Origin of the sequence: Paucibacter sp. TC2R-5 (genome assembly GCF_025717605.1) — a bacterium.
Classification (GTDB): Bacteria; Pseudomonadota; Gammaproteobacteria; order Burkholderiales; family Burkholderiaceae_C; genus Paucibacter_A; species Paucibacter_A albus.
In genome coordinates this window covers 127,155-148,796 of sequence record NZ_JAJIRQ010000009.1, presented here as the reverse complement: position 1 = coordinate 148,796, position 21,642 = coordinate 127,155, and the positions used below count along the sequence as shown (strand labels likewise).

Below are 21,642 nucleotides of genomic sequence, written 5' to 3'. Positions count from 1 at the left end.
GCCACACGGCGCCGAGCCAGCAATATGACAAGGCCTCCGGGCTCCCCAAATTCACGGTGAGCCGCATGCGCCCCATGGACAAGCTCTCGAACTTAACGATTCGCAAACTGATGCAATCGGTGGGCGGCGGCGAGTAGCCCAGTGTCAAACTGATTTGGACGGGAAAAGCCACTGCGATGAAGATGATGATGAGCAATGCCCTCGAAAGGTCGGCCTGAGTAAACGCATGTTCAACCCAGGTATCTCGTCCCAGCCCACTACTTGCTTGGCGAAACATCACCAGCGCCCTAGCAATATCGGCGTGCGACAGACAACCCATGCAGGGACTTGTGCCAATGGTCAGGGCAGCTAACACTCGCTAAGCTGCCCGAGAAGTCACCACCCTGCACTCTCACGCACCTTCAATTCGGCCCTTACCCTGGGCTCTTTCATCCCATGCAAAAGAACATACTGTTGCGCCATCTGGCCGCAGCGCTCACAGGCTTGAGCCTGTGCTCCAACACTGTTTTCACTCATGCGGCCGAAGTAGCGCCGGCCGAGTCAGCAGCTTCAGCCGTATCCCCGCCGAGTATTGCGGCAGCAGCTGACAAAAAAGTCTGGAACGTCAATCAACCACCAGGCCAGGCCAAGCAAGTCGGCATCGACACCCGCAGCGGCACTTGGATGAGCGTGGACGTCAGCCCGGACGGCAAACAAGTCGTCTTTGACCTGCTTGGCGACCTCTACCTGATGCCGATCGAAGGCGGCGAAGCGCGTGCGTTGACGCATTCGATTGCCTGGGAGCAGCAAGCGCGCTTTTCACCCGACGGCAAGCGGCTGGCCTTTCAGAGCGATGCCGGTGGCGGCGACAATATTTGGGTGATGAATGTCGACGGCAGCAATGCGCGCGCCGTCACACAAGAAGACTTCCGCTTGCTCAACAACCCGGTCTGGCACCCTAGCGGCAACTACATCGCCGCTCGCAAGCATTACACCGGCACCCGCTCCGCCGGCTCGGGCGAGATTTGGCTCTATCACGTGGACGCTGCGGCTGCCAGCAACAAGGGCGTGCAGCTGAATGAAAAGCCCAACTGGCAAAAGGACTTGGGCGAGCCCGCGCTGTCGCCGGATGGCAAGTTCCTCTACTACTCGCAAGACGCGACACCCGGCCGCTACTTTGAGTACAACAAGGACGCCAACGGCGAGATCTTCAAGATCTTCCGTCAGGACCTCAGCGACGGCAGCGTTGAGCCCTTCGTGCAGGGCCCCGGCGGCGCTATCCGCCCCACGCCTTCGCCGGACGGCAGATACCTGGCCTTTGTGCGACGTGTGCGCATGCAGAGCACCCTGTTCTTGAAGGACTTGCAAACCGGGCGCGAGACACCGGTCTGGGGGCATCTGGAACGCGATCTGCAAGAAAGCTGGTCTGTCAACGGCGTCTATCCGGCCTTTGCCTGGACGCCCGACGCCAAGAGCGTGGTGCTGTGGGCCCAGGGCAAGCTGTGGCGGGTCGACCCCTTCAAGCAAAGCGCCGCCGAAATTCCTTTTCACGTCAAGGACCAGCGCGAGGTGCGCGAAGCACTGCGCCAGCCGCAGGTGGTGGCCCCGGATCAGTTCGATGTCAAACAACTGCGCTGGGTCACGGTGGCGCCCGACGGCAGCAGCGCCGTCTACTCGGCGCTGGGCCATCTCTACCTGAAGGATCTGCGCGCCGGCAAAGAGCTCGCGCCGCGCCGCCTGACCCAGCAAGCCGAAGGCTTCGAGTTCTTCCCCAGCTTCTCACGCGACGGCCGCGAGTTGGTCTATGTGAGCTGGCACGACGAGAAGCTAGGCAGCGTGCGCAAGCTCGATCTGGCCAGCGGCCGCGAGACCGTGATCACCAAAGCGCCGGGCAAATACCTGTCGCCCAAGTTCTCGCCCGATGGCAAGAGCATTGTTTACAGCAAGGTCAAGGGTGGCTATTTGACGACGCCCTGGCATGGTCTGGACAACGGCATCTTTCTGGCCGCAGCCGATGGCCGGGGCGAGCCGCAGCGCATTGCCAAGGACGGCGAATCGCCGCAGTTTGGCGCACGCAACGATGCCGTGTTTGTCAGCCGCTTCAGCATGAGCAACGAGGTCGACTCGCGCCGGGCACTATGGCGCATCGAGCTGAAAGACCGCAGCGAAACCGAGGTCGCGCGCGGCGAGTTCGTCAGTGATTACAGCCTCTCGCCCGACGGGCAATGGCTGGGCTTTGTCGAGCGCTCGCATGCCTATGTGACCCCGCTGCCGCTGGCCGGCAAGACCATCACGGTTGGCCCCAAGATGGACGCCCTGCCGGTGCGCCTGCTCGATGTGGTGGCCGGTGAAAACATGCAGTGGAGCGGCGACAGCCAGCGCGTGTTGTTCAGCTACGCCGACGAGTTGTTCAGCACCGGCTTGGCCGAGGCATTCGCTGCCCCACTCTTGAACGCCGAGGGCAAAGCGCAGCCCAGCAGTTTCAAAGCGGCCGATGTGCAAAAAGCCGGCCGCAAGATCGGTTTCAGTCAGGCCAGCGACAAGCCGCAAGGGCGGATCGCCATCACCGGCGCGCGCATCGCCACGATGAAGGGCGATGAGGTGATCGAAGACGGCGTGATCCTCGTCGAGGGCAACCGCATCGCCGCCATCGGTGCGGCTGCACAAGTGAGCATTCCGCTTGACGCCAAGCGTGTCGACGCCAAGGGCAAGACCGTCATTCCCGGCTTGATTGATGCGCATTGGCACGGCGGCATGGGCGAGAACGAAATCATTCCACAGCAAAGCTGGATCAACTATGCCTCGCTGGCCTTCGGTCTGACCACGATTCACGACCCGTCGAATCGTAATGGCGACATCTTCACGCAGGCCGAGATGCAGCGCGCCGGCATCGTCACCGGCCCGCGCATTTACTCGACCGGCTCCATCCTCTACGGCGCCAAGGGCGGTATCACGGCGGTGGTCAACAACCTTGATGACGCACTCAGCCATCTGAAGCGACAGCAAGCGGCTGGAGCCATCAGCGTCAAGAGTTATCAGCAACCGCGTCGTGAGCAACGCCAACAAGTGATCGAAGCGGCGCGGCAAACCGGCATGATGGTGGTGCCCGAGGGCGGCTCGCTGTTTCAACTCAATATGAGCATGATTGTTGATGGCCACACCGGCATCGAACATGCGATCCCCTTGGCCGCGGTTTATGACGATGTGCACCAGCTGTGGACGCAGACGCAGGTCGGCTACACGCCGACTTTGAACGTCGGCTATGGCGGCCTCGACGGCGAGCATTACTGGTATGCCCGCACCGATGTGTGGAAACACCCCTTGCTGACCAAGTACGTGCCGCGGGCGATGTTGGAAGCCCGCGCAGTGAGGCGCCCCACCGCGCCGGACGAGGATTTCAACATCTTGCGCGTGGCCAGCACCGCGACGGCCTTGCAGCGCGCGGGCGTGAAAGCCAATATCGGCGCTCATGGTCAGCGCGAGGGCCTGGGCGCGCATTGGGAAATGTGGATGTTTGGCCTGGGCGGCATGACGCCGCTGGAGGCTATCCGCACGGCCACGGCCAATCCGGCCCATTACCTGGGCCTGGACAAGGACCTGGGCTCATTGGAGGTGGGCAAATTGGCAGATCTGGTGATCATCGACGGGGACGTCTTGAAGGACATCCGCCAGAGCGACCGCATCAGCCATGTGATGCAAAACGGCCGCCTGTTCGAGGTGAGCACGATGAATGAAGTGCTGCCGCGCCAGAAGGTGCGCAAGCCCTTCTTCTTCGACGGCGCCGATGGTCGCAGCATGCCTATCGACACCCATGGCCAAGGGCATAGTCACGCCGACGACTGAGTACCCCGCATCACAATCCGCCATCGAACTAAATTGTTGATTTGATTCGCAGGCGGATTTACACTCCTCTCATGGCCGGCCTGTCGCCGGCAGCGGTGTTGGGAGGTCTTTGCCATGGTTGCTTTCACTGCTTCATCTTCTTCGGCGCGGTCCGCTCTGTCGGGCAAAGCGCGGGCGCGGCTGACGCGGGACACAGCGCCCGACCTGCAATCGCCCGAAGCTGCTGCGGCCGCTTTGCGTGGCTTCTTTCGCATTGCGCAGGCTTGGGGTTTGAGCAATGACGAACAGCAGCGCCTGCTGGGCTGCGGGCGCACCACGTTTTTTGATTGGAAGGCCGGCCGCATCAAGAGCGGGCTGGATGCGGCCACCTTGGAGCGGCTTTCGCATCTGTTTGGCATCTATGCCGGCCTGCAAATTCTGCTGCCTATTCCGGAGCGCGCCGACGCCTGGATCAAAAAGCCCAATAGCGCGCCACTGTTTGGGGGCAGCAGTGCCCTGGCGCGCATGCTTGGGGGGCAAATCAGCGATCTGTTCGTGGTGCGCCAATACCTGGATGCCCAACGTGGCGGCTGGGCTTGAAGGCACAAGCCACCCCCATGAGCGCTGCAGACGCCTTGCCCAGCAGCGAGCTCTTCTGGGTTGACTCTTGCCGCCTGCTGCCGAGCCGCTATCCCCCGATCTCGCTGTATGAGCGGGTGGCAGATGCGGCCGATCTGGATGTTGTATTTGCGATCGAAGCATTGGGCAACCCGCGCCTGCGCGACGAAATTGGCGAGTTGAGCCTGGTGCCGCCCGAGCAGCGCATCAGCGGCCCGGGCTGCAGCCCCATCATGGCGGCCTTCACACACCTCAATCCGGACGGCAGCCGCTTCTCCGACGGCAGCTACGGCGTCTATTACGCCGCCAACGAGTTGGCAACGGCCGTGGCCGAGGTCAGCCATCACCGCACCCTCTTCTTGGCCCGCACGGCCGAAGCCGCCATCGATGTCGATTTGCGCTGCTACCGGGTCACAGTAAAAGCAGCGTTAGGCGACCTGCGTGGCCTTCAAAAAGAGCCAGCTTTTACCGCGCTGTACGAGCCCAATTCCTATGCAAGCTCACGGCCCTTTGCCGCGGCGCAACGCGCGCTGGGCAGCGCGGGCCTGGTCTATGACAGCGTGCGCCGCGAGGGCGGCCAATGCGTGGCACTGTTCACCCCGCAAGCGACCCAGCCGCCAGCGCGGCAGGCCGAACATGTCACGCTGCGCTGGAACGGGGAGCGCATCAGTGACTGGTATCTGAAATCAGAGTTGCATCGGCTCTGATTTGCCGCTGATTCGGCTGGTCGGCTCTCAATCACCTGCGGTGCCCGCCCAAAAGCCCTGAAGCTTCCACGTCTGCCGGCACGCATGACGCGGCCGCTGCTACATTGCGGGCGCCACAGCGCATTTAAGGATTTCCAAGCTCATGTACATCCCACCCTACCACGCCGAAACCGATGTCTCTACGGTGCTGTCCTTGATCGAGACGCAGCCACTGGGCGCCTGGGTCACTGTGGGTGCCGAGGGGCTGATCGCTAACCACATCCCCTTCATACTTGACCGCGGCCGGGGTGAATTCGGGACGCTGCGAGCGCATGTCTCACGCGCCAACCCGGTCTGGCAGCAACTCTCACGCGAGGTGGACTCGCTGGTGATGTTTCAGGGCCCGCATGCCTACATCACGCCGTCTTGGTACCCGACCCGCCTGACCGAGGGCAAGGTGGTGCCGACCTGGAACTATGTGGTCGCGCATGCGCATGGCCGGGCCCGGGCCATCGAAGACCCGCACTGGATTGCGCAGCTTCTTTTTGACCTGACCGAGCACAGCGAAGCCCAGCAGGCGATGCCTTGGAAGCTTGCGGATGCACCGCAAGACTTCATCCAGCGCCTCGCGCGGGCCGTGGTCGGCATCGAGATACCAATCAGCAAATTGCAGGGCAAGTGGAAACTCAGCCAAGACGAGGCCATGGCGGATCGACTCGGTACGGTCGAAGGTTTGGCCGCCCTGGGCGACGTGAATTCGGTCGCGCTGGCTCACCTGGTGCGCCAGCAAATCAAGTAAGACAAACAAGCTTCAAACTGACTAAGCCCATGAACAACATGACCATCCGCCGAGCCGAGCTCAGCGACCTTGATGCACTCGCCCACATGTTTGATGCTTACCGGCAGTTCTATGAACAGCCGGCCGATCTGACGCTGGCCAGAGAATTTCTTCAAGAACGCTTGCAGAAGAGCGAATCGGTGCTCCTGCTGGCCGCCGACGCCAGCGGGCAGGCGCTGGGTTTTTGTCAGCTCTATCCAAGCTTTTGCTCGGTCGAGGCTAAACCCATCTGCACGCTTTACGACCTGTATGTCTGCCCTCATGCCAGACGCAGCGGCGCCGGCCGCGCCCTGCTGTTGGCCGCTCATGACTACGCGGCGTCGGCCGGCGTAGCCAGGCTTGACCTCACCACGGCCAGAACCAATCTGGCAGCGCAGTCGCTGTACGAATCATTGGGTTGGGTGCAAGACCAGATCTTTCTCGCCTACAACAAACGGGTCGAGCTCAGGACACCAAAACCTGGTGAGCAAGCGGGCTAGGCCGACTCGGGCGCCTCACCCGCCTCACCCTCCTCACCCGCCTCCCCCGGAAGAGGCGCTTTGCGCGGCAGATCGATCGTGAACACAGCACCCGCACCGGCTTCGCTGCTGATGCTGATTTCGCCGCCCAAAATCGAATGCACCAGGTTGTAGCTGATGCTCAGGCCCAAACCGCTGCCGCCCTGCCCCATTTTCGTGGTGAAGAAGGGGTCGAAGATGCGCTCGAGATTCTCTGCCGGGATGCCCACGCCATCATCGCTGAAGCGTATGCGCAGCGCCGCTGGCCCTACTGGCTCGGCGCTGATGTGCATCCGGCCGCCGCGGCGCCCCTCGAAACCGTGCAAGATGGAATTTGTGATCAGATTGGTCAGCACCTGCCCCAATGGGCCAGGATAGGCGTCCATCTCCAAACCGGCGGGAATGTCCAGACTCAGCTTGTGACCCTTGCTGCGCACCTCATTGGCCAAAGTGTCGGCAACCTCCTGAACAATGTGCTTGAGATCAAATACCCGGCGCTGTTCACTGCTGCGGTCTACGGCAACTTCCTTGAAACTGCGCACAAGATCCGCCGAGCGCGTCAGGCCGCGCATCAAGAGCGCGGCAGCGTCTTGTGTCTCGCTCACAAAGGCCTGCAAATCTGATTTGCGCAGGCCTTGTTGGGACGCGAGTTTCTGACCGAAATCTTGCGACTTATCCATCAAGGTGCTGGCCACCATCAGGCTATTGCCCAGCGGCGTATTCAACTCGTGCGCGACGCCCGCCACCAAGGAGCCCAGCGCGGCAAATTTCTGTTGTTGCACCAAGTCCTCTTGCGTTTGCTTCAGCAACAAAAAGCTGGCCGAGTTTTCCAGGGCGATCGCGCCGTACGCCGCCAGAGTGAGCAACATATCGCATTGCCAGGGCTCATAGGCATGAGGGTGCCGGCTTTGCACCAGCACCACGCCCAAGACGCGCTCCCCCACTTGCAAGGGCACCAAGACCGCCGACCGGGCCGCATCGGCCAGCGGCCCAACCAAGCGCTCCAAGGCTGCAGCCTCAGAGCCGCTCGTCAACAACAGCGCTTGACGGCCATTCACACAGCGCAACTCGGCCCGTTCGCTGGCATTCAAACTCAGAACCTCCGCCGGCCTCAGTTCCAGCTTGCCCGCAGTGACGATGAAAGGAAACTCCAGCAGACGCTGGGCCTGGTTGACAAAACCGATCGCAAAGCAGTCCATAGGCATCAGCTGCTGCACATGCAGAAGCAGGCTGCGCTGAATCAGTTCGCGGTCCAAAGAGGCCGTGATATGGCGGCCCATCTCGCTGAGCGTGGAGATATTGCCGTGAGCCCGCTCGACGATGTCTTTTTGGCGCTCCACCTCCAGCTTTTGCTCCAGCAGCAGGTCGCGGGTCTGCTCCAGTGTCTGCTTCTCTTGCAGCAACTCGGCGGTGCGCCCGGCCACTTGGCGCTCCAGCTGCAAGCGCTGGCTCTTCAAGACCCGGACACGCGCGTAAAACAAAGCCCACAAGCCGCCCACAAACAGGCCCAGCCCGCCCAGCCGGAACCACCAAGTCTGCCAATAGGCGGGCAGCACGCGCAGCGCCAAAGTGACGCCCTCTTCATTCCAAACCCCATCCTTGTTGGCGGCCTTGGCCCGAAAGACGTAATTGCCAGGGGCCAAATTCGTATACGACGCCTTGCGTTGGCCGGGCTCGGGCATGACCCAGTCGCCGTCAAATCCTTGCAGCTGATAGGCATAACGATTGCGCAGCGGGTCGGCGTAATGGAGTGCCGCCAACTCCAGCGAAATGGCGTTGTGGCCAGCCTTGAGTTGGAGCTCGCGCAGGTTTGCGATAGCCCCATCAAGCCGCAGGCCCTGCACCGTCTTGCCTGGACGCAAGGCCTCGTTATTGACGCGAATTTCGGTGATTTGCAGCGGCGGCGCTGTTGGATTGTCGGTGATGTCCTCGGGGTGAAAGGCGGTCAGACCATTCAAGCCCCCGAAATACATCTGCCCATCGGCACTCTGAAAAGCCGAGTTGGCGAAATAAAAGCTTTCGATCATGCCGTCTTTGGCGGTGTAGTTGCGCAGTTCCCGGCTGGCCGGGTCGAAGCGTGAAATGCCCGCCGTCGTGCTGACCCAAAGCCGTCCCTTGCCGTCTTCCAAAATGCCGCCAATCGGATCTGAACCCAGGCTTGGCAGGTCGGGAAACTGCTTGAAGCTCACCTGCCCATCGGCCGCTTTGATCAGCTGATTCAAGCCCTGCGCCGTGCCCACCCAGATACGCGCCTGCGAGTCTTGAAACAGGTATTGAACCCGGTCACTGCTGATGCTGCCAGGGCCTGCGCTGTCATAGCGGAAATGGCTGAAATTCTCAGTGGCGGCGTTGAAGCGATCAAGCCCTTGATCGGTCGCCACCCAAATGTCGCCGCCGCGCTCCGGCAGCACCATTTTGATATTGTCATCACTGAGGCTGTCGCTCTGGTTCGCGTCATGGCGAAAGGTCTTCTTGCGGCCGCTGATGGGGTCCAGCCTGTGCAGGCCGCTGCGGGAACCGAGCCAGAGCTGACCCCGGGCATCGCTGGCAACATGGCGAATCACATCGCCAAGCGGGTTGTCGGCACCAAAGCTCGGCAGGCGCAGCTGACTGCTGCGACCATCCATATAGCGGCGCAACCAATCCAGCGCCGGTTTGTCCGCAGCACTCGGGCGCGTGTCGGCGAAATTCATGCTGTCTTGCTCCGTATGCCCAAACTGGAACTGCTGGGCTTTACCCGAGCGGGTATCGAGCAAAGCCACCGCGTCGGTGGTGCTCAGCCACAGCTTGCCCGGCCCATGAGCGGCGATGCTGAAGACGCGTTGATCGGTCAAGCCTTTGTTGTCGGTCCCGGCGGCGCCGAATTTATTGAAACCTCCGCTGGCCAAGTCAGCCCGGTAGACCCCCGACACCCAGGTGCCCAGCCACAGCGAGCCGCTGCGGTCATGAAACATGTAGGAGATGTGTTGAGGCACGCTGAATGCATCGTTAGCCCGGTGTGCATATTGTCGGAACTGCATTTCTTCGGCCTGCCATTGCCAAAGCCCATCCGTTCCGGTGCCCAGCCACAGCGCACCTTGGCGGTCGACCAGGAGTGCAATAAATCCCTCGTTGCTCTTACGCGCATGGGCATGCACCAGCTGCTGGGCGCGGCGCCCAGCCGACAGGCGCCAAGCCTGCGCGCCGGCCTCGCTGACCACCCAGAGCTGCCCTTGCCTGTCCACCACCAGGCTCTTCACCAAATCGAGCGAAAACTTGAGCAACTGGCCCGCCGGCTCAAAGCTGCTGAATTCACTGGCACCAGCCGGCAGGATTTGAACGCCGGCTGCCGTGCCCACCCACAAATTGGCCTCGCCGTCCAAGGCCAAGGCCTGCACCTTGTCATGGGCAAGCCCCTGCGCACGCCCGGAGGCGTGGCGGTAGAAGGTCTTAAACGCGCCACTCTTGGGCTCGAAATGCAGCAAGCCGTCGTCGGTGCCTATCCACAGCCCCCCACGGCCGTCACTGAGCAGCGCATTGACCTGCGTTGCACCTTGACCAACACGGCCAACTGTCGGCAGCTTGATGGTTTCGAAATCGTCCCCGCCGGGATTAAAGCGCTGCAGACCACGTCTTGTGCCCACCCACAAACTGCCGGCCGGGTCGGTCAACAAGGCTTGAATCCAGTTGTCAGCCAGGCTGCGCGGCTCGTTCGCCTCATGGCGGAAATTGATCACACGCAGGCCATCAAAACGACTGAGGCCGGCCTGACTGCCTATCCACATAAAACCCAGGCCGTCTTGCTCGATCGCTGTCACCGAGTCACGCGCCAAGCCTTGAGCCTCAGAAAGCCGCTCGAAATGGAAGCTACGCGCGCCGGCGGCAAACACTGGCGAAAGAAGAAGCCCCAAAATCAGCAGCAAGCACGCCACCGAACCCGGATGGGCTGCGTTGCGTACCCAGATGATTGCGACGGAAAGGGAGGCAGACTTCACAGCGCCAAGTCTCGCATCAAACCCGCGACCTTTTGCGCCGAACAAGGCGGGCGAATGGGCAGAATTGGCGGGCTAAAGCGCCTCTCCAAGCCGCATTCAAACGCCGCCAACACCGAGCAAGCGTTTAGCGCTCAGTCAATGAATAACATTGCCGGGCTCTCAAGTTGTGCCCGGATTGCTTGAATGAACTGGGCCGCGATCATGCCGTCAACCACCCGGTGATCAAACGACGATGACAAATTCATCATCAAACGACCGACCACCAAGCCGCCCCGCATCATCGGGCGCTCCACGATCTTGTTGACGCCGACGATGGCAACCTCGGGATGGTTGATCACCGGTGTGGTGACGATGCCGCCCAAAGCGCCCAGGCTGGTCAAGGTCAGGGTCGAGCCGCTCAATTCATCGCGGGTGGCGCGCCCGCTGCGAGCGACTTCCGCCAAACGCTTGATTTCCGCCGCCGCCGTCCAGAGGTTGAGAGTTTGAGCGTCGCGCAAGACCGGCACCATCAGGCCGGCATCGGTCTGCGCCGCCACGCCCAGATGCACGGCCGAGTAACGCGTCAGCACACCGGCTTCATCATCGAGGCGCGCGTTGACCTGCGGGAATTCGGCGACCGCCCGCGTGATCGCTCGCACCAGCAGCGGCAGCAAAGTCAGCTTGCCTCGCGCCGCAGCCCAGCGCGCATTGATCTGCTCGCGCAAGGCCTCCAACTCGGTGACGTCGACTTCCTCGACATAGCTGAAATGCGGAATCCGACGTTTCGACTCCTGCATCTTCTGGGCAATCTTGCGGCGCAGGCCGGTGATCTTGATCACCTCATCGGCAGCCAAGCGCTTGACCTGCACGGCGACCGGGCCGGCCAATACTTGGGGCTGCGGCGCACAGCCCTCCAGATCGGCATGCATGATGCGCCCGCCGGAACCACTGGGCCGCACCTGGGCCAGATCAAGGCCTAACTCCCAGGCCCGGCGGCGCACCGAGGGGGAGGCAATCGGCTTGTCGTTCAAGCTGATATCTTGCGGACTATGCGCTGCCGCTGCCGGCGGCTCGGCCACTGCAGCCTGACGCATAGGCGCTGCTGGTGAAGCTGCCGCTGCTTGCTTGGCTGGGGCTGGAGCGGGAGCTGAGCTTGAGGCGGCAGCTTCACCAGCCCCCTCCCCGCTCACCTCAATCCTGACCAAGTCCGAGCCCACGCGCATGACCTCACCGGCCTCACCACCCAGCGCCAGTACTCGGCCATGCACCGGCGACGGGATCTCCACCGTGGCCTTGTCGGTCATCACATCCGCGAGGATTTGATCCTCGGCAATGTTGTCGCCGACCTTGATCCGCCAGGCCACCACTTCTACTTCGACAATGCCTTCGCCAATATCCGGCATCTTGATCGTATGGACTGCCATGTTCACTTCTCCATCGCGCGTTGCAGCGCTGCAGCTACGCGGGCCGGGCCCGGGAAATAGTCCCATTCCTGGGCATGCGGATAGGGTGTATCCCAACCGGTGACGCGCTCGATCGGCGCTTCCAGGTGATAAAAACAATGTTCTTGCACCAGCGCCACCAACTCGGCGCCGAAGCCGCTGGTGCGGGTGGCCTCATGCAGCACCACGCAGCGGCCGGTCTTCTTGACCGAGTTGACGATTGCCGCCAGGTCGAGCGGCCAGATGCTGCGCAGATCGATGATTTCCGCGTCAATACCGGTCTCCTTGGCCGCCGCTTCGGCCACGTAGACCATGGTGCCGTAGGTAATCACCGTCAGGTCGCGGCCCGGCCTGAAGATCGTCGCTTGATCCAGTGGCAGGCTGTAATAACCCTCAGGTACCAAACCCAGCGGATGACTGGACCACGGCGTGGACGGGCGGTCGTGATGCCCATCAAATGGGCCGTTATACAGGCGCTTGGGCTCCAGGAATATCACCGGGTCGTCGCACTCGATGGCGGCGATCAACAAGCCCTTGGCGTCATAGGGGTTGGTCGGCATCAGCGTGCGCAGGCCGCAGACATGAGTGAACAAGGCTTCGGGGCTTTGGCTGTGTGTCTGGCCGCCGTAAATGCCGCCGCCGCAAGGCATACGCAGGGTCAGCGGCGCGGTGAAGTCGCCGGCGGAGCGGTACCGCAAGCGCGCCGCCTCGGAAACGATCTGATCCGAGGCCGGGTAGAAATAGTCCGCGAACTGAATCTCGGCCACTGGCCGCAGCCCGTAAGCGCCCATGCCGACAGCCACACCGACGATGCCGCCTTCAGATATCGGCGCGTCAAACACACGCTGATCGCCGTATTTCTTTTGCAGCCCATCGGTGCAGCGAAAGACGCCGCCAAAGTAGCCGACGTCCTGGCCAAAAATCACCACATCGGGATCGCGCGCCAGCATCACATCCATGGCCGAGCGCAGCGCCTGGATCATGGTCATGGGGACGCTTCTTTGCTCGTTCTCTTGCCGCTTCTCTTGTTCCATCATTCCCGGCCTCCAAAGCGGCGCGCCTCTGCCATCTGCTGCTGCAGATGCGCCGGCATTTCCTTGTAAACATCCTCGAACATCGAGGCAATGCTCGGAATATGACCATCGGCCAGGGTGCCGAAGGCTTCAGCTTCTTTCTGGGCCTTGATGATTTCGGCCTCCAACTCTTTTTGCGCGGCTTCATGCTGCGCGTCCGACCATTCGCCCAAGGCGATCAGATGCGCTTTCAGGCGCTCGATCGGATCGCCCAAGGGGAAGCGTTGCCACTCGTCGGCGGGCCGGTATTTGCTCGGGTCATCCGAAGTCGAATGCGGCCCGGCTCGGTAGGTCACCCATTCGATCAGCGTCGGACCCAGATTGCGCCGGGCCCGCTCGGCCGCCCATTTAGAGACTGCGTACACGGCCAGGAAGTCATTGCCGTCCACCCGCAGCGACGCGATGCCGCAACCGGAACCGCGGGCGGCAAAAGTCGTGCCCTCGCCGCCTGCAATCGCCTGGAAGGTCGAGATCGCCCATTGGTTGTTGACCACGTTGAGGATCACCGGCGCGCGGTAGACATGGGCGAAGGTCAAGGCGGTGTGAAAGTCGGCCTCTGCGGTGGCGCCGTCGCCGATCCAGCCCGAGGCGATGCGGGTGTCGCCCTTGATGGCAGAGGCCATTGCCCAGCCGACGGCCTGGATGAACTGGGTCGCCAGGTTGCCGCTGATGCTGAAAAAACCGGCCTGCTTGATCGAATACATCACGGGCAACTGCCGCCCCTTCAGCGGGTCGCGCGAGTTCGAGAGCAACTGACAAATCATCTCGACCAAGGGCACGTCGTCGCGCGCCATCAGCAGGCTTTGCTGACGATAGGTCGGGAAGCACATATCGCCGTCGCCGAGCGCCATCGCATGCGCACTGCCGATCGCCTCCTCGCCCAGGCTCTGCATATAGAACGAGAGCTTTTTCTGTCGCTGAGCGATCAACATGCGCCCATCAAACACGCGCGTTTTCAGCATCGTGCGCAGGCCTCGGCGCAGTTGCTCCGGGCTCAGCTGCGGCGCCCACGGGCCCGTCGCCAAGCCGCGCTCATCCAGCACGCGGATGAGGCTGTAGGCTAAATCCGCGGTGTCAACAGCGGCGACGTCAATGGCCGGTTTACGCACTGCGCCGGCTGGCGACAGATGCAAATAGGAAAAATCCGTGTGGCAGCCGGGCCGGCCGGTCGGCTCCGGCACGTGCAAGCGCAGGCATTCGCCAGCAATCGGGGCTTCGGTCTTCATGCGTATCTCACTCCTGCGCGGATCTCGCGCCCAAGCAATACAAAATCGTAACAAGCAGGCTCAGCGGTGCTGCACAGCCCCTCGCACGGCAGATGCGCCAGGGTCACCGGCGGCTCAGCCGTAGCGTAGCGGATCGCCGGGCCTGATTTGATCAAGCCGGCCAAAACAGCCCTCGGAAAAACCCTTGGGGCCTCGCCGCAGCGGCGCCACGACCTTGCGAACCATTGCTCACGACCGAGGCGGGTAGAAATGCACAATGCCGGCCTTACTCTGAAGAAATAGCCCCCTGAATCGGGGGAATTCGCGCGCTCGCTGGGCGAGCAAGCGAGAAAATCCGCAACAATGGCTTAGCGAGGGGAGTCGGTCACAAAGGGCCAATGAACTATGGAGCACAGCTCGCAAGACACGCTTGAAACCGATAAGCAGCAGCGCGCCGAGCTATTGGCCATCCAGCTGCAATTGACTCGCATGGAGTTAAAGGCAGCCAGCGCGGCGCTGGCACATTTCGAGCAGGACACTGCCGAGGGTGAGGCGACGCCGGCCAACGCACTCTTTGCGCAGGTCCTGATCTTGCTGATGCGTTTGCGCGCCGACATCGGGGCAGCCGACAGCGCTTTGTTAGAACAAGCGTTGGAGTTGGCGAGAGCTGCCGCCGCGCTACCCAACGAGCCGCTGATCGAAGCAGCGGCGCTGCACACCCTGGCCTTGCTGCAAGCTCGCATGCGCATGCACCATGGCGCTTTGACCCAGCTCAGCCGAGCCTATGAGTTGACGCAGGGTGAAGGGGAAGCCGAGTTAGCCGACGCCATTCAGAATTCCCGTGCCACGGTGCTGACCTTGGGCGAGATGTTCGAAGACCTGCTGAGCCTGGCGGAGCAGATATTGCCCAGGCGCAGCCATATGACGCCGCTGAGTGTTCATCGTTTGCTGGTCAGTGCGGCCACGGCCTGCTTTGTCTTGGCCGACGAACAGATGGCGCCGGCCGGAGCGCCGCTTTGGCTGAGCTGCAAAGCCATGCATGAAGATGCGCTGAGCGTGGCCGTGGAACATGGACTCGCGACCAGTGCCTTGGCCAGCCACCTCAATCTGTCCTTCGTCGAGAGCCTGGTCGGCGACACCGCTCAGGCGCGGCTCCATCTGGATGCCTTAAATGACCCCGCTGTCCAGGAAATGCGTGAGCAATTCGCGGGCGCAGGCTTGGGCATTGAGCTGTCGCGACGATTGATCGAGTGGCGCGAACGAGGCAGCGCCGTCGCTTGGCAGCAAGTGCTAGCCTTTGAAATGGAACTCAGAAACCAAGGCGGAGCGACCAAGTTCGTGCGTGAGTATGCTTTGCGGTCAATTGCCCGTCACGGCCAGGCGGCCGGCGACGCTGGCGCCGCTGTGCAAGCCAGCCACAGCCTGCTGGATGTCTATCGCCAACGAATGCGCGCCATTTCAGCCACCCTGTCGACTGCGGTGCAAGACGTGGTGGCTCTGCAGCACAGCCGCATCGAGAACGAACAGTTGACCCGGCAAGGCAATCGGCTTGAACAGTCTTTGGCTGCACGCAATGCCGAACTGAGCCAGACCTTGGCTCGCTTGCAAACCGAGGCCAGCATCCGGCGAGCGGCCGAGGCGGCCTTGCAACAGGCCAATGAAGAATTGGAAGCTCGCGTGGCGGCCCGCACGCATGAGCTGGAGCAGGCCTCGCGGGCATTGGCGCAGCAAGAAAAGCAGCTTGCACTGGGCCGTATGGTGGTGGGCATGGCGCATGAGCTGAACACGCCGCTGGGCAATGCTCGGATGGGCGCATCGGTGATTCATGACCGCGCCATCGAGTTAGAGTTATGGCTCAACGAAGGTCAGGTTCGCCGCCAAGCGCTGACTGAGACCGCCAGTTCCTTGCAGCAATGCTCCTCGCTCGTGGACCGCTCGCTGGAAAGCGCCACCGCGCTGGTGCAACGTCTGAAAGCTCTCTCCAGCGACAGCGCGCAAGAATCCGCTCAAGACTTTGATGTTTGCTCGCTCATGCGCAACACCTTGGCCCAGCAACAAGCACGCTTGGACGCTGCCGGCGTCTGCTGTAAGTTCGACATGCCAACCCAACTGCCCATGCACGGCCCCATGCATGCGCTGGGCGACGTGCTGAAGGAACTGCTGGATAACGCCATTGAGCATGGCCTCAAGCAGGCAGATGACCCGCAACTCAAGGTGAGCTTGCAGGTTCAGCAAGACAGCCTGGTGCTGCGCCTGAGGGACAACGGTTGCGGCATTTCGGCCGAGGCTTTGCCGCGCATATTTGACCCCTTTTACAGCGGCCAGTTGGGTCGTTCAGGTGCCGGCCTGGGCCTGAGTGTCGTGCGCATGTTGGTGGAAGAAATGCTGCACGGACAGATTGCCGTGCAGAGCCAACTTGGCCTTGGAACGCAGGTTGAACTGACCCTGCCTTTGCGCTGAGCGGCTTTGAACGCCTCAGCGTTGGGGTCTTCAGGCGTGGATATCCAGCATCGTGCCCGATGCTTCCAGCTGAGTTTGCAAGACCCTGAGATTCGCCACAAAGGCATAGGTGGCTGATTTTTGGGTCATCAAATCGGCTTCCATCGCATTGCCGACCGAGTTGACTTGGCGCAGCTGACCCTTGACGCCGCCGGATTCCAAAGTTTGCGCTTCCACCTGCTGGCGGCGGAAATCCGTGGTCTGAGTGTTAGCGATATTGTTGGCGGACGCGCGCAAGCGCTCGTTAGCCACGGAGATGCCGGACAGGGCGGTGGACAGACCGATGGACATGGCGAAACTCCGTACTGCTTGGTGAATGCCTGGATTCTGAGGACATCATCGGCAGGCTGCGCCAGAACTTTAGAAAAGAAGGGATATTTCCCGTCAGTTCTTCACGCCATGTTCAATTCACCGCCCAATAGCGCTCTGTCGAAAAAAAGCCCACCGCGAAATGGGTGGGCTGATCAGCGGGCAAGAGTTTTAAGCTAGCCCGCCAACTCCTCATAGCCGCCGGCCGAAATAAAGACCCGCACGCTGTCGCCGCCGGCCGCCTTGGCCTCGGTGCAGGCCAATACGGCCGCGCCGATCACTGCATCAACGGTTTCCAGCGTTGCTTGCAGTTGCACCACGCCGACACAGGCCTTGACGCGCGTGCGGTGCAAACCCCAGCGCAGGCGGAAGCCGGCAATACCCGAGCGCATTTTCTCGGCCACGATTTCGGCGTAATGCTGGTCGCAATTGGGCAGCAGCACCGCAAAGCAATCGTTCTCCAGCCGCGCAACCAAGTCGGAGGCTCGCACCTTGGTAATCAGCAACTGACCCAGGCCATAAAGGAAATGGTCGCCCACCTCCACGCCCATGCCAGCGATGACCTCGGAAAAATGATCTACATCGACCCAAAGCACCGAAACCGGCTCATGCCGCCGGCTGCCAACATGCTCGGCCAAGCGACGCTCAAACTCGCGCCGATTCGCCAACTCGGTCAAAGCGTCATGTTTGGCAGTCCAGGTCGGCTGCATGCGCAAGGCCCGCGCTGCCGTGACATCGTCCAGCAACCACAGCGCCTCACCCGCCGGCACATCCCAGTGCACCGGGGTGGCCTGCAGGCGACCCCAAAAACGGCTGCCGTCGCGCCGCACATACTCAAACTCATCATCCAAGGGCTTGCCGCTGACAAAAGCCGCCGCCATGCGCTCCTGTACGGAACTCAGCGCTGCCTCCGAGACGTAAACGCTGCGGGTAGGCTGGCCCGTCAAATCTGTGTCATCGCCGTGACCGAACAGGTGATTGAAATGCTCGCTGACCACGGCAAAGGTTCCGTCCTTGACGAAACCAATGGCCATGGGCGCCCGCACCAACAAGGCCCGCATACGCGCGGCGCCTACGTCCTGCGCGCCTTGGGCACCTTCCCCTGAATTTGCTTCTTGCATCTGCAACTCCTATGACGGTGGCTTCACCGAATCTCGACTATCGCAGGTGTAAGGCATTTAGGCCACGCAGAAAACCCGGAACAAGCCCGCGATTCAATCTCTTTTGATCCGACACGGGGGGATTTCCTCTACACCAAGGGCGCTATCTGCTCTGCGTAGTCATAAAGCGCGCCAAGGATTTCCTGTCCACGCTCATCGGCAGTCTCGCTCAGCTGATCGATCTGCTCAAAATGCGCTGACAGGGTCTGCGCACCACCCTGCCCCTCATGGAGTCGGCCCGCGCAATGTGCGGTCCATCGTTCTTGTTCGGCTGGGCTTAAGCTGGCCGGCCAATTGCGCGCTCTGAACCGGAACACCAACTCGTCCAGCCTCGAATCGCTAAAACTCAGCTTGCCCTCCTCCGCGCGCTGCGTCAGTTGCTCTGGTGTGAGGCTACGCAGACGCGTCAGGGCACGCCGGTCGTCCGGACCAATGAAGCCACCGTAAAGGTCTTCATCAACATCGGGCAGGCTGGGCGCTTTCTCGCGCTTGAACACCTCACCCCATAGACCGTCCAGCGCCCGCCCATTCTTGTCCATCAACAGTTGCGCATGGGCCAAGCCCTGCGCCATATCCAAGCCCCAGCGGGCGGCGAGATCGGGTGACAGCGTCTTCAGATTGGCAATCACGATCGGCGACTTGTTGATGTGAATGGTCTTGATCGGCAGGCGCGTCAGGCCTTCCGCCAAATCTTCTTGCTTCACGAACAAGCGAGCGCGAATATCTCCCGCGCTCAGCGTCAATAGCTCGGCAGGATTGACGGCTAGATCCCAGACGATCAACTCATTTTTATTGGTCGGATGCGGTGCAAGAGGCCAAACCATGGCGATGCAGCCGCGCTCCGGGCCGTACATGCCGGAGACGTGCAGGAACGGTCGACCCACACCAATTTCAGCCCATACGGCGTCCTTCTTGCGCAAGCGAAGACAAAACTCGAACAGCTTGGGCTGCACAGTCTTCAACAATCTGGCCAGCGCGATGGTGGCGCGCACATCGCTGAGCGCATCATGCGCAGCCTCGTGCGCGAGGCCATTGGCGACGGTCAGGTGCTCCAGCTTGAAAGAAGGCCGCCCGTCTTCGTGCTTGGGCCACTCAATGCCCTGGGGTCGCAAGGCATAGGCGCAACGCACGACATCCAGAATATCCCAGCGGCCACACTCGTTTTGCCATTCGCGAGCATAGGGGTCAATCAAATTGCGCCAAAACAAATGGCGCGTCACTTCATCATCAAAACGGATTGAGTTATAGCCAACACCGACGGTGCCAGGCTCGGCCAATGCCGCCTCGATCGCATCGGCAAATTGGTACTCAAGCACACCTTTTTCGAGGCAAGTCTGCGGCAAGATGCCTGTCAACAGACATGCCTCCGGGTCAGGCAAAAAGTCAGGCGCCGGCTGGCAGTACAGCATCAGGGGCTCGCCAATTTCGTTCAGATCGGCATCGGTGCGCAGACCAGCGAACTGGGCCGGTCGGTCGCGCCGCGGAACTCGGCCGAAAGTTTCGTAGTCATGCCAAAAAAAGGTGTGCTCGTTCATGGCCGGCAGATTAACGCATTGGCTGATTGCCCGGGCCGCGGTAACTCAGCCCATATAGGTCGATTGCAAAATCCGGCAAATCGGCCGTTGTATCGCGCCGATGGGGTAAAGCAAATAAACAAACTGCCAAAAAGAGAAACCCTCCGGAGCCCGAGGGCGGCGGAGGGTGAGTGGCTGACGCCACCTTTGGGGCTCTAAGGCAATTTGCCGAAGGGCTCCTGGCGCGCAATGATTGCGCCAGAGGTTGTGCCTTAAACAGGCATTTCAACTTTAGGGGATACCCTCCAGATTTTCAAGGCCTGGATGCAGACGACCCGGATGCTCCAAACAATTGTTCAAACAAGTCATCGGACTTTCGTTGCACCTCGGCCGTCATGGTGATCGGTAGCCCCCATTCGCGAGTGGTTTCGCCTGGCCACTTATTGGTTGCGTCTAGCCCCATTTTCCCGCCCAGACCGCTCACAGGCGAGGCAAAGTCGAGGTAGTCGATTGGCGTGCCGTCGACCAATGTCGTGTCACGGACCGGATCCATTCGAGTCGTGATCGCCCAAACCACTTCCTTCCAGTCACGAATGTTGATGTCGTCATCGACCACGACAATGAACTTGGTGTACATGAACTGGCGCAAATAGCTCCATAAACCAAACATCAGCCGTTTGGCATGGCCGGGATAGGCTTTCTTGATCGAGATGACGGCCATGCGATAGCTGCAACCCTCGGGCGGCAAATAGAAATCGACGATCTCGCTGAATTGTTTTTGCAAAATCGGCACGAACACCTCATTCAAGGCCACACCCAAAATAGCGGGCTCGTCCGGTGGCTTGCCGGTGTAGGTCGAGTGGTAAATCGGCTGGCTGCGCTGCGTTAAGCGCCGTACTTCAAAGACCGGAAACCAATCTTGCTCGTTGTAATAACCGGTATGGTCGCCAAACGGTCCCTCAAGTGCGTGCAGGTAGCCCCCCTTCTCTTTCAGGCGAACGCCGTCTTCACTGAGACCGGTGTAGCCGGCAGGCGCAGCCGGTATGCAGCCTTCCAAGACAATCTCTGCACTGGCGGGCACTTGCAACATGCGCCCGTTTTGACCCACACCGCTGTCCACCAACTCGGTCCGCGATCCTCGCAACAAGCCAGCGAATTGATACTCGGACAATGAGTCGGGCACTGGTGTGACCGCCCCCAGAATCGTCGCAGGATCAGCACCGAGCGCGACCACCAATGGAAATGGCTGACCAGGATTGGCCAGCGCGAAGTCTCGAAAATCCAAAGCCCCACCACGGTGAGCCAACCAGCGCATGATCACCTGATTGCGAGCGATGACTTGCTGGCGGTAAATCCCTAAGTTCTGTCGCGCGCGCGGCTGTGCGACGTTCTGGGGTCCACGGGTGACCACCAGGCCCCAGGTGATCAGTGGCCCAATGTCGCCAGGCCAGCAAGTCTGGATTGGCAAGGCCGTCAAGTCGACGTCCGGCCCTTCGAATGTTTCTTGCTGGCAAGCGGCCTTGCGCACCACGCTGGGTTTCATATCCCACAAGGACTTCAGCATATGCAAAAGTCGGCCTGCATCCTTGATGCCTTTTGGCGGCTCAGGCTCTTTAAGACTGGCCAACACATGCCCCACATCGCGCAAATCCTGCAGGCTTCGTGCCCCCATGCCAAGCGCCACACGCTCGGTCGTACCAAATAGGTTGGTCAGCACGACGCTCTGATGTCCGACGGGATTTTCGAACAGCAGCGCCGGGCCGCCCGCGCGCAAAACGCGGTCGCTTAAGGCCGTCATTTCCAAAATTGGAGACACTGGCTCAGCAATTCGCCGCAACTGGCCCATAGCTTCTAAACCGTGAATGAATTCACGTAGATCACGGTACTTCATAACTAATAGTAATTTAAAAGACGGTTTATAAGCTTGACGGGTTATCTTTGAACCTTAGAATCCGCTCGTCCTGCTAATCCAGGGTAAACCCGTGTCTTTGCCTTGGGAGGGCGAAGACGCCCCGCTGCCAATGGACGGCAACCCAGTTCAGCCGAA

14 protein-coding genes are annotated in these 21,642 nt (G+C 61.0%); 6 read left to right on the top strand and 8 right to left on the bottom strand.

Annotated features, from left to right (window positions below; translation table 11 throughout):
• The first annotated feature begins 435 nt into the window (after nucleotides 1–435).
• The 5 genes from LNV08_RS19840 to LNV08_RS19820 all read left to right on the top strand — a co-directional run bounded on the left by LNV08_RS19840 (nucleotide 436) and on the right by LNV08_RS19820 (nucleotide 6,422).
• Nucleotides 436–3,822, top strand: coding sequence for an amidohydrolase family protein (locus tag LNV08_RS19840; protein ID WP_263535465.1), 3,387 nt, complete (start codon nucleotides 436–438; stop codon nucleotides 3,820–3,822).
• A 114-nt stretch (nucleotides 3,823–3,936) separates the two neighbouring features.
• Nucleotides 3,937–4,401: an MbcA/ParS/Xre antitoxin family protein gene (locus LNV08_RS19835; protein ID WP_263535464.1), complete on the top strand. Its 465-nt coding sequence runs from the start codon at nucleotides 3,937–3,939 to the stop codon at nucleotides 4,399–4,401.
• Between the two features lie 17 nt (nucleotides 4,402–4,418).
• Nucleotides 4,419–5,126, top strand: a complete 708-nt coding sequence (locus tag LNV08_RS19830; protein WP_263535463.1) for an RES family NAD+ phosphorylase — start codon at nucleotides 4,419–4,421, stop codon at nucleotides 5,124–5,126.
• A gap of 142 nt (nucleotides 5,127–5,268) precedes the next feature.
• Nucleotides 5,269–5,904, top strand: coding sequence for an FMN-binding negative transcriptional regulator (locus LNV08_RS19825; protein ID WP_263535462.1), 636 nt, complete (start codon nucleotides 5,269–5,271; stop codon nucleotides 5,902–5,904).
• A gap of 29 nt (nucleotides 5,905–5,933) precedes the next feature.
• Nucleotides 5,934–6,422, top strand: a complete 489-nt coding sequence (locus LNV08_RS19820; protein WP_263535461.1) for a GNAT family N-acetyltransferase — start codon at nucleotides 5,934–5,936, stop codon at nucleotides 6,420–6,422.
• Here LNV08_RS19820 and LNV08_RS19815 read toward each other — a convergent pair.
• The 4 genes from LNV08_RS19815 to LNV08_RS19800 all read right to left on the bottom strand — a co-directional run bounded on the left by LNV08_RS19815 (nucleotide 6,419) and on the right by LNV08_RS19800 (nucleotide 14,134).
• Entirely contained in the window at nucleotides 6,419–10,414 is a 3,996-nt protein-coding gene (locus LNV08_RS19815) for a two-component regulator propeller domain-containing protein (RefSeq protein WP_263535460.1), read from the bottom strand. The two genes, LNV08_RS19820 and LNV08_RS19815, sit on opposite strands and share 4 nt — an antisense overlap.
• Before the next feature lie 131 nt (nucleotides 10,415–10,545).
• On the bottom strand, nucleotides 10,546–11,817 hold the full coding sequence (locus LNV08_RS19810) for a dihydrolipoamide acetyltransferase family protein (RefSeq protein WP_263535459.1): 1,272 nt from the start codon (nucleotides 11,815–11,817) through the stop codon (nucleotides 10,546–10,548).
• A 2-nt stretch (nucleotides 11,818–11,819) separates the two neighbouring features.
• Nucleotides 11,820–12,872: an alpha-ketoacid dehydrogenase subunit beta gene (locus LNV08_RS19805; RefSeq protein WP_414858772.1), complete on the bottom strand. Its 1,053-nt coding sequence runs from the start codon at nucleotides 12,870–12,872 to the stop codon at nucleotides 11,820–11,822.
• Nucleotides 12,869–14,134, bottom strand: coding sequence for a 3-methyl-2-oxobutanoate dehydrogenase (2-methylpropanoyl-transferring) subunit alpha (locus LNV08_RS19800; RefSeq protein WP_263535458.1), 1,266 nt, complete (start codon nucleotides 14,132–14,134; stop codon nucleotides 12,869–12,871). The genes LNV08_RS19805 and LNV08_RS19800 overlap by 4 nt, the downstream gene beginning before the upstream one ends.
• A 384-nt stretch (nucleotides 14,135–14,518) precedes the next feature.
• Here LNV08_RS19800 and LNV08_RS19795 point away from each other — a divergent pair, with 384 nt between their 5' ends.
• Nucleotides 14,519–16,573: a sensor histidine kinase gene (locus tag LNV08_RS19795; RefSeq protein ID WP_263535457.1), complete on the top strand. Its 2,055-nt coding sequence runs from the start codon at nucleotides 14,519–14,521 to the stop codon at nucleotides 16,571–16,573.
• Between the two features lie 30 nt (nucleotides 16,574–16,603).
• On the opposite strand, the gene LNV08_RS19790 is transcribed toward LNV08_RS19795, so the two are convergent.
• From LNV08_RS19790 to LNV08_RS19775, 4 genes are all read right to left on the bottom strand, one after another.
• A complete protein-coding gene (locus tag LNV08_RS19790; RefSeq protein ID WP_263535456.1) occupies nucleotides 16,604–16,903 on the bottom strand; it encodes a flagellar basal body rod protein in 300 nt (99 codons plus the stop codon).
• A 194-nt stretch (nucleotides 16,904–17,097) separates the two neighbouring features.
• A complete protein-coding gene (locus LNV08_RS19785) occupies nucleotides 17,098–18,042 on the bottom strand; it encodes a GGDEF domain-containing protein (RefSeq protein ID WP_263535455.1) in 945 nt (314 codons plus the stop codon).
• 128 nt (nucleotides 18,043–18,170) lie between these two features.
• Complete coding sequence (gene sbcB, locus LNV08_RS19780) at nucleotides 18,171–19,616, bottom strand: exodeoxyribonuclease I (protein WP_263535454.1); 1,446 nt, start codon at nucleotides 19,614–19,616, stop codon at nucleotides 18,171–18,173.
• A 292-nt stretch (nucleotides 19,617–19,908) separates the two neighbouring features.
• Nucleotides 19,909–21,486, bottom strand: a complete 1,578-nt coding sequence (locus LNV08_RS19775) for a UbiD family decarboxylase (protein ID WP_263535453.1) — start codon at nucleotides 21,484–21,486, stop codon at nucleotides 19,909–19,911.
• Between the last annotated feature and the right edge of the window lie 156 nt (nucleotides 21,487–21,642).

Excerpts from the sequence above, each read along its gene's own strand:
- LNV08_RS19840 (WP_263535465.1), top strand. The coding sequence starts at position 436 with ATGCAAAAGAACATACTGTTGCGCCATCTGGCCGCAGCGCTCACAGGC.
- LNV08_RS19835 (WP_263535464.1), top strand. The coding sequence starts at position 3,937 with ATGGTTGCTTTCACTGCTTCATCTTCTTCGGCGCGGTCCGCTCTGTCG.
- LNV08_RS19830 (WP_263535463.1), top strand. The coding sequence starts at position 4,419 with ATGAGCGCTGCAGACGCCTTGCCCAGCAGCGAGCTCTTCTGGGTTGAC.
- LNV08_RS19825 (WP_263535462.1), top strand. The coding sequence starts at position 5,269 with ATGTACATCCCACCCTACCACGCCGAAACCGATGTCTCTACGGTGCTG.
- LNV08_RS19820 (WP_263535461.1), top strand. The coding sequence starts at position 5,934 with ATGAACAACATGACCATCCGCCGAGCCGAGCTCAGCGACCTTGATGCA.
- LNV08_RS19810 (WP_263535459.1), bottom strand. The coding sequence starts at position 11,817 with ATGGCAGTCCATACGATCAAGATGCCGGATATTGGCGAAGGCATTGTC.
- LNV08_RS19805 (WP_414858772.1), bottom strand. The coding sequence starts at position 12,872 with ATGATGGAACAAGAGAAGCGGCAAGAGAACGAGCAAAGAAGCGTCCCC.
- LNV08_RS19800 (WP_263535458.1), bottom strand. The coding sequence starts at position 14,134 with ATGAAGACCGAAGCCCCGATTGCTGGCGAATGCCTGCGCTTGCACGTG.
- LNV08_RS19795 (WP_263535457.1), top strand. The coding sequence starts at position 14,519 with ATGGAGCACAGCTCGCAAGACACGCTTGAAACCGATAAGCAGCAGCGC.
- LNV08_RS19790 (WP_263535456.1), bottom strand. The coding sequence starts at position 16,903 with ATGTCCATCGGTCTGTCCACCGCCCTGTCCGGCATCTCCGTGGCTAAC.
- LNV08_RS19785 (WP_263535455.1), bottom strand. The coding sequence starts at position 18,042 with ATGCAAGAAGCAAATTCAGGGGAAGGTGCCCAAGGCGCGCAGGACGTA.
- sbcB (WP_263535454.1), bottom strand. The coding sequence starts at position 19,616 with ATGAACGAGCACACCTTTTTTTGGCATGACTACGAAACTTTCGGCCGA.
- LNV08_RS19775 (WP_263535453.1), bottom strand. The coding sequence starts at position 21,486 with ATGAAGTACCGTGATCTACGTGAATTCATTCACGGTTTAGAAGCTATG.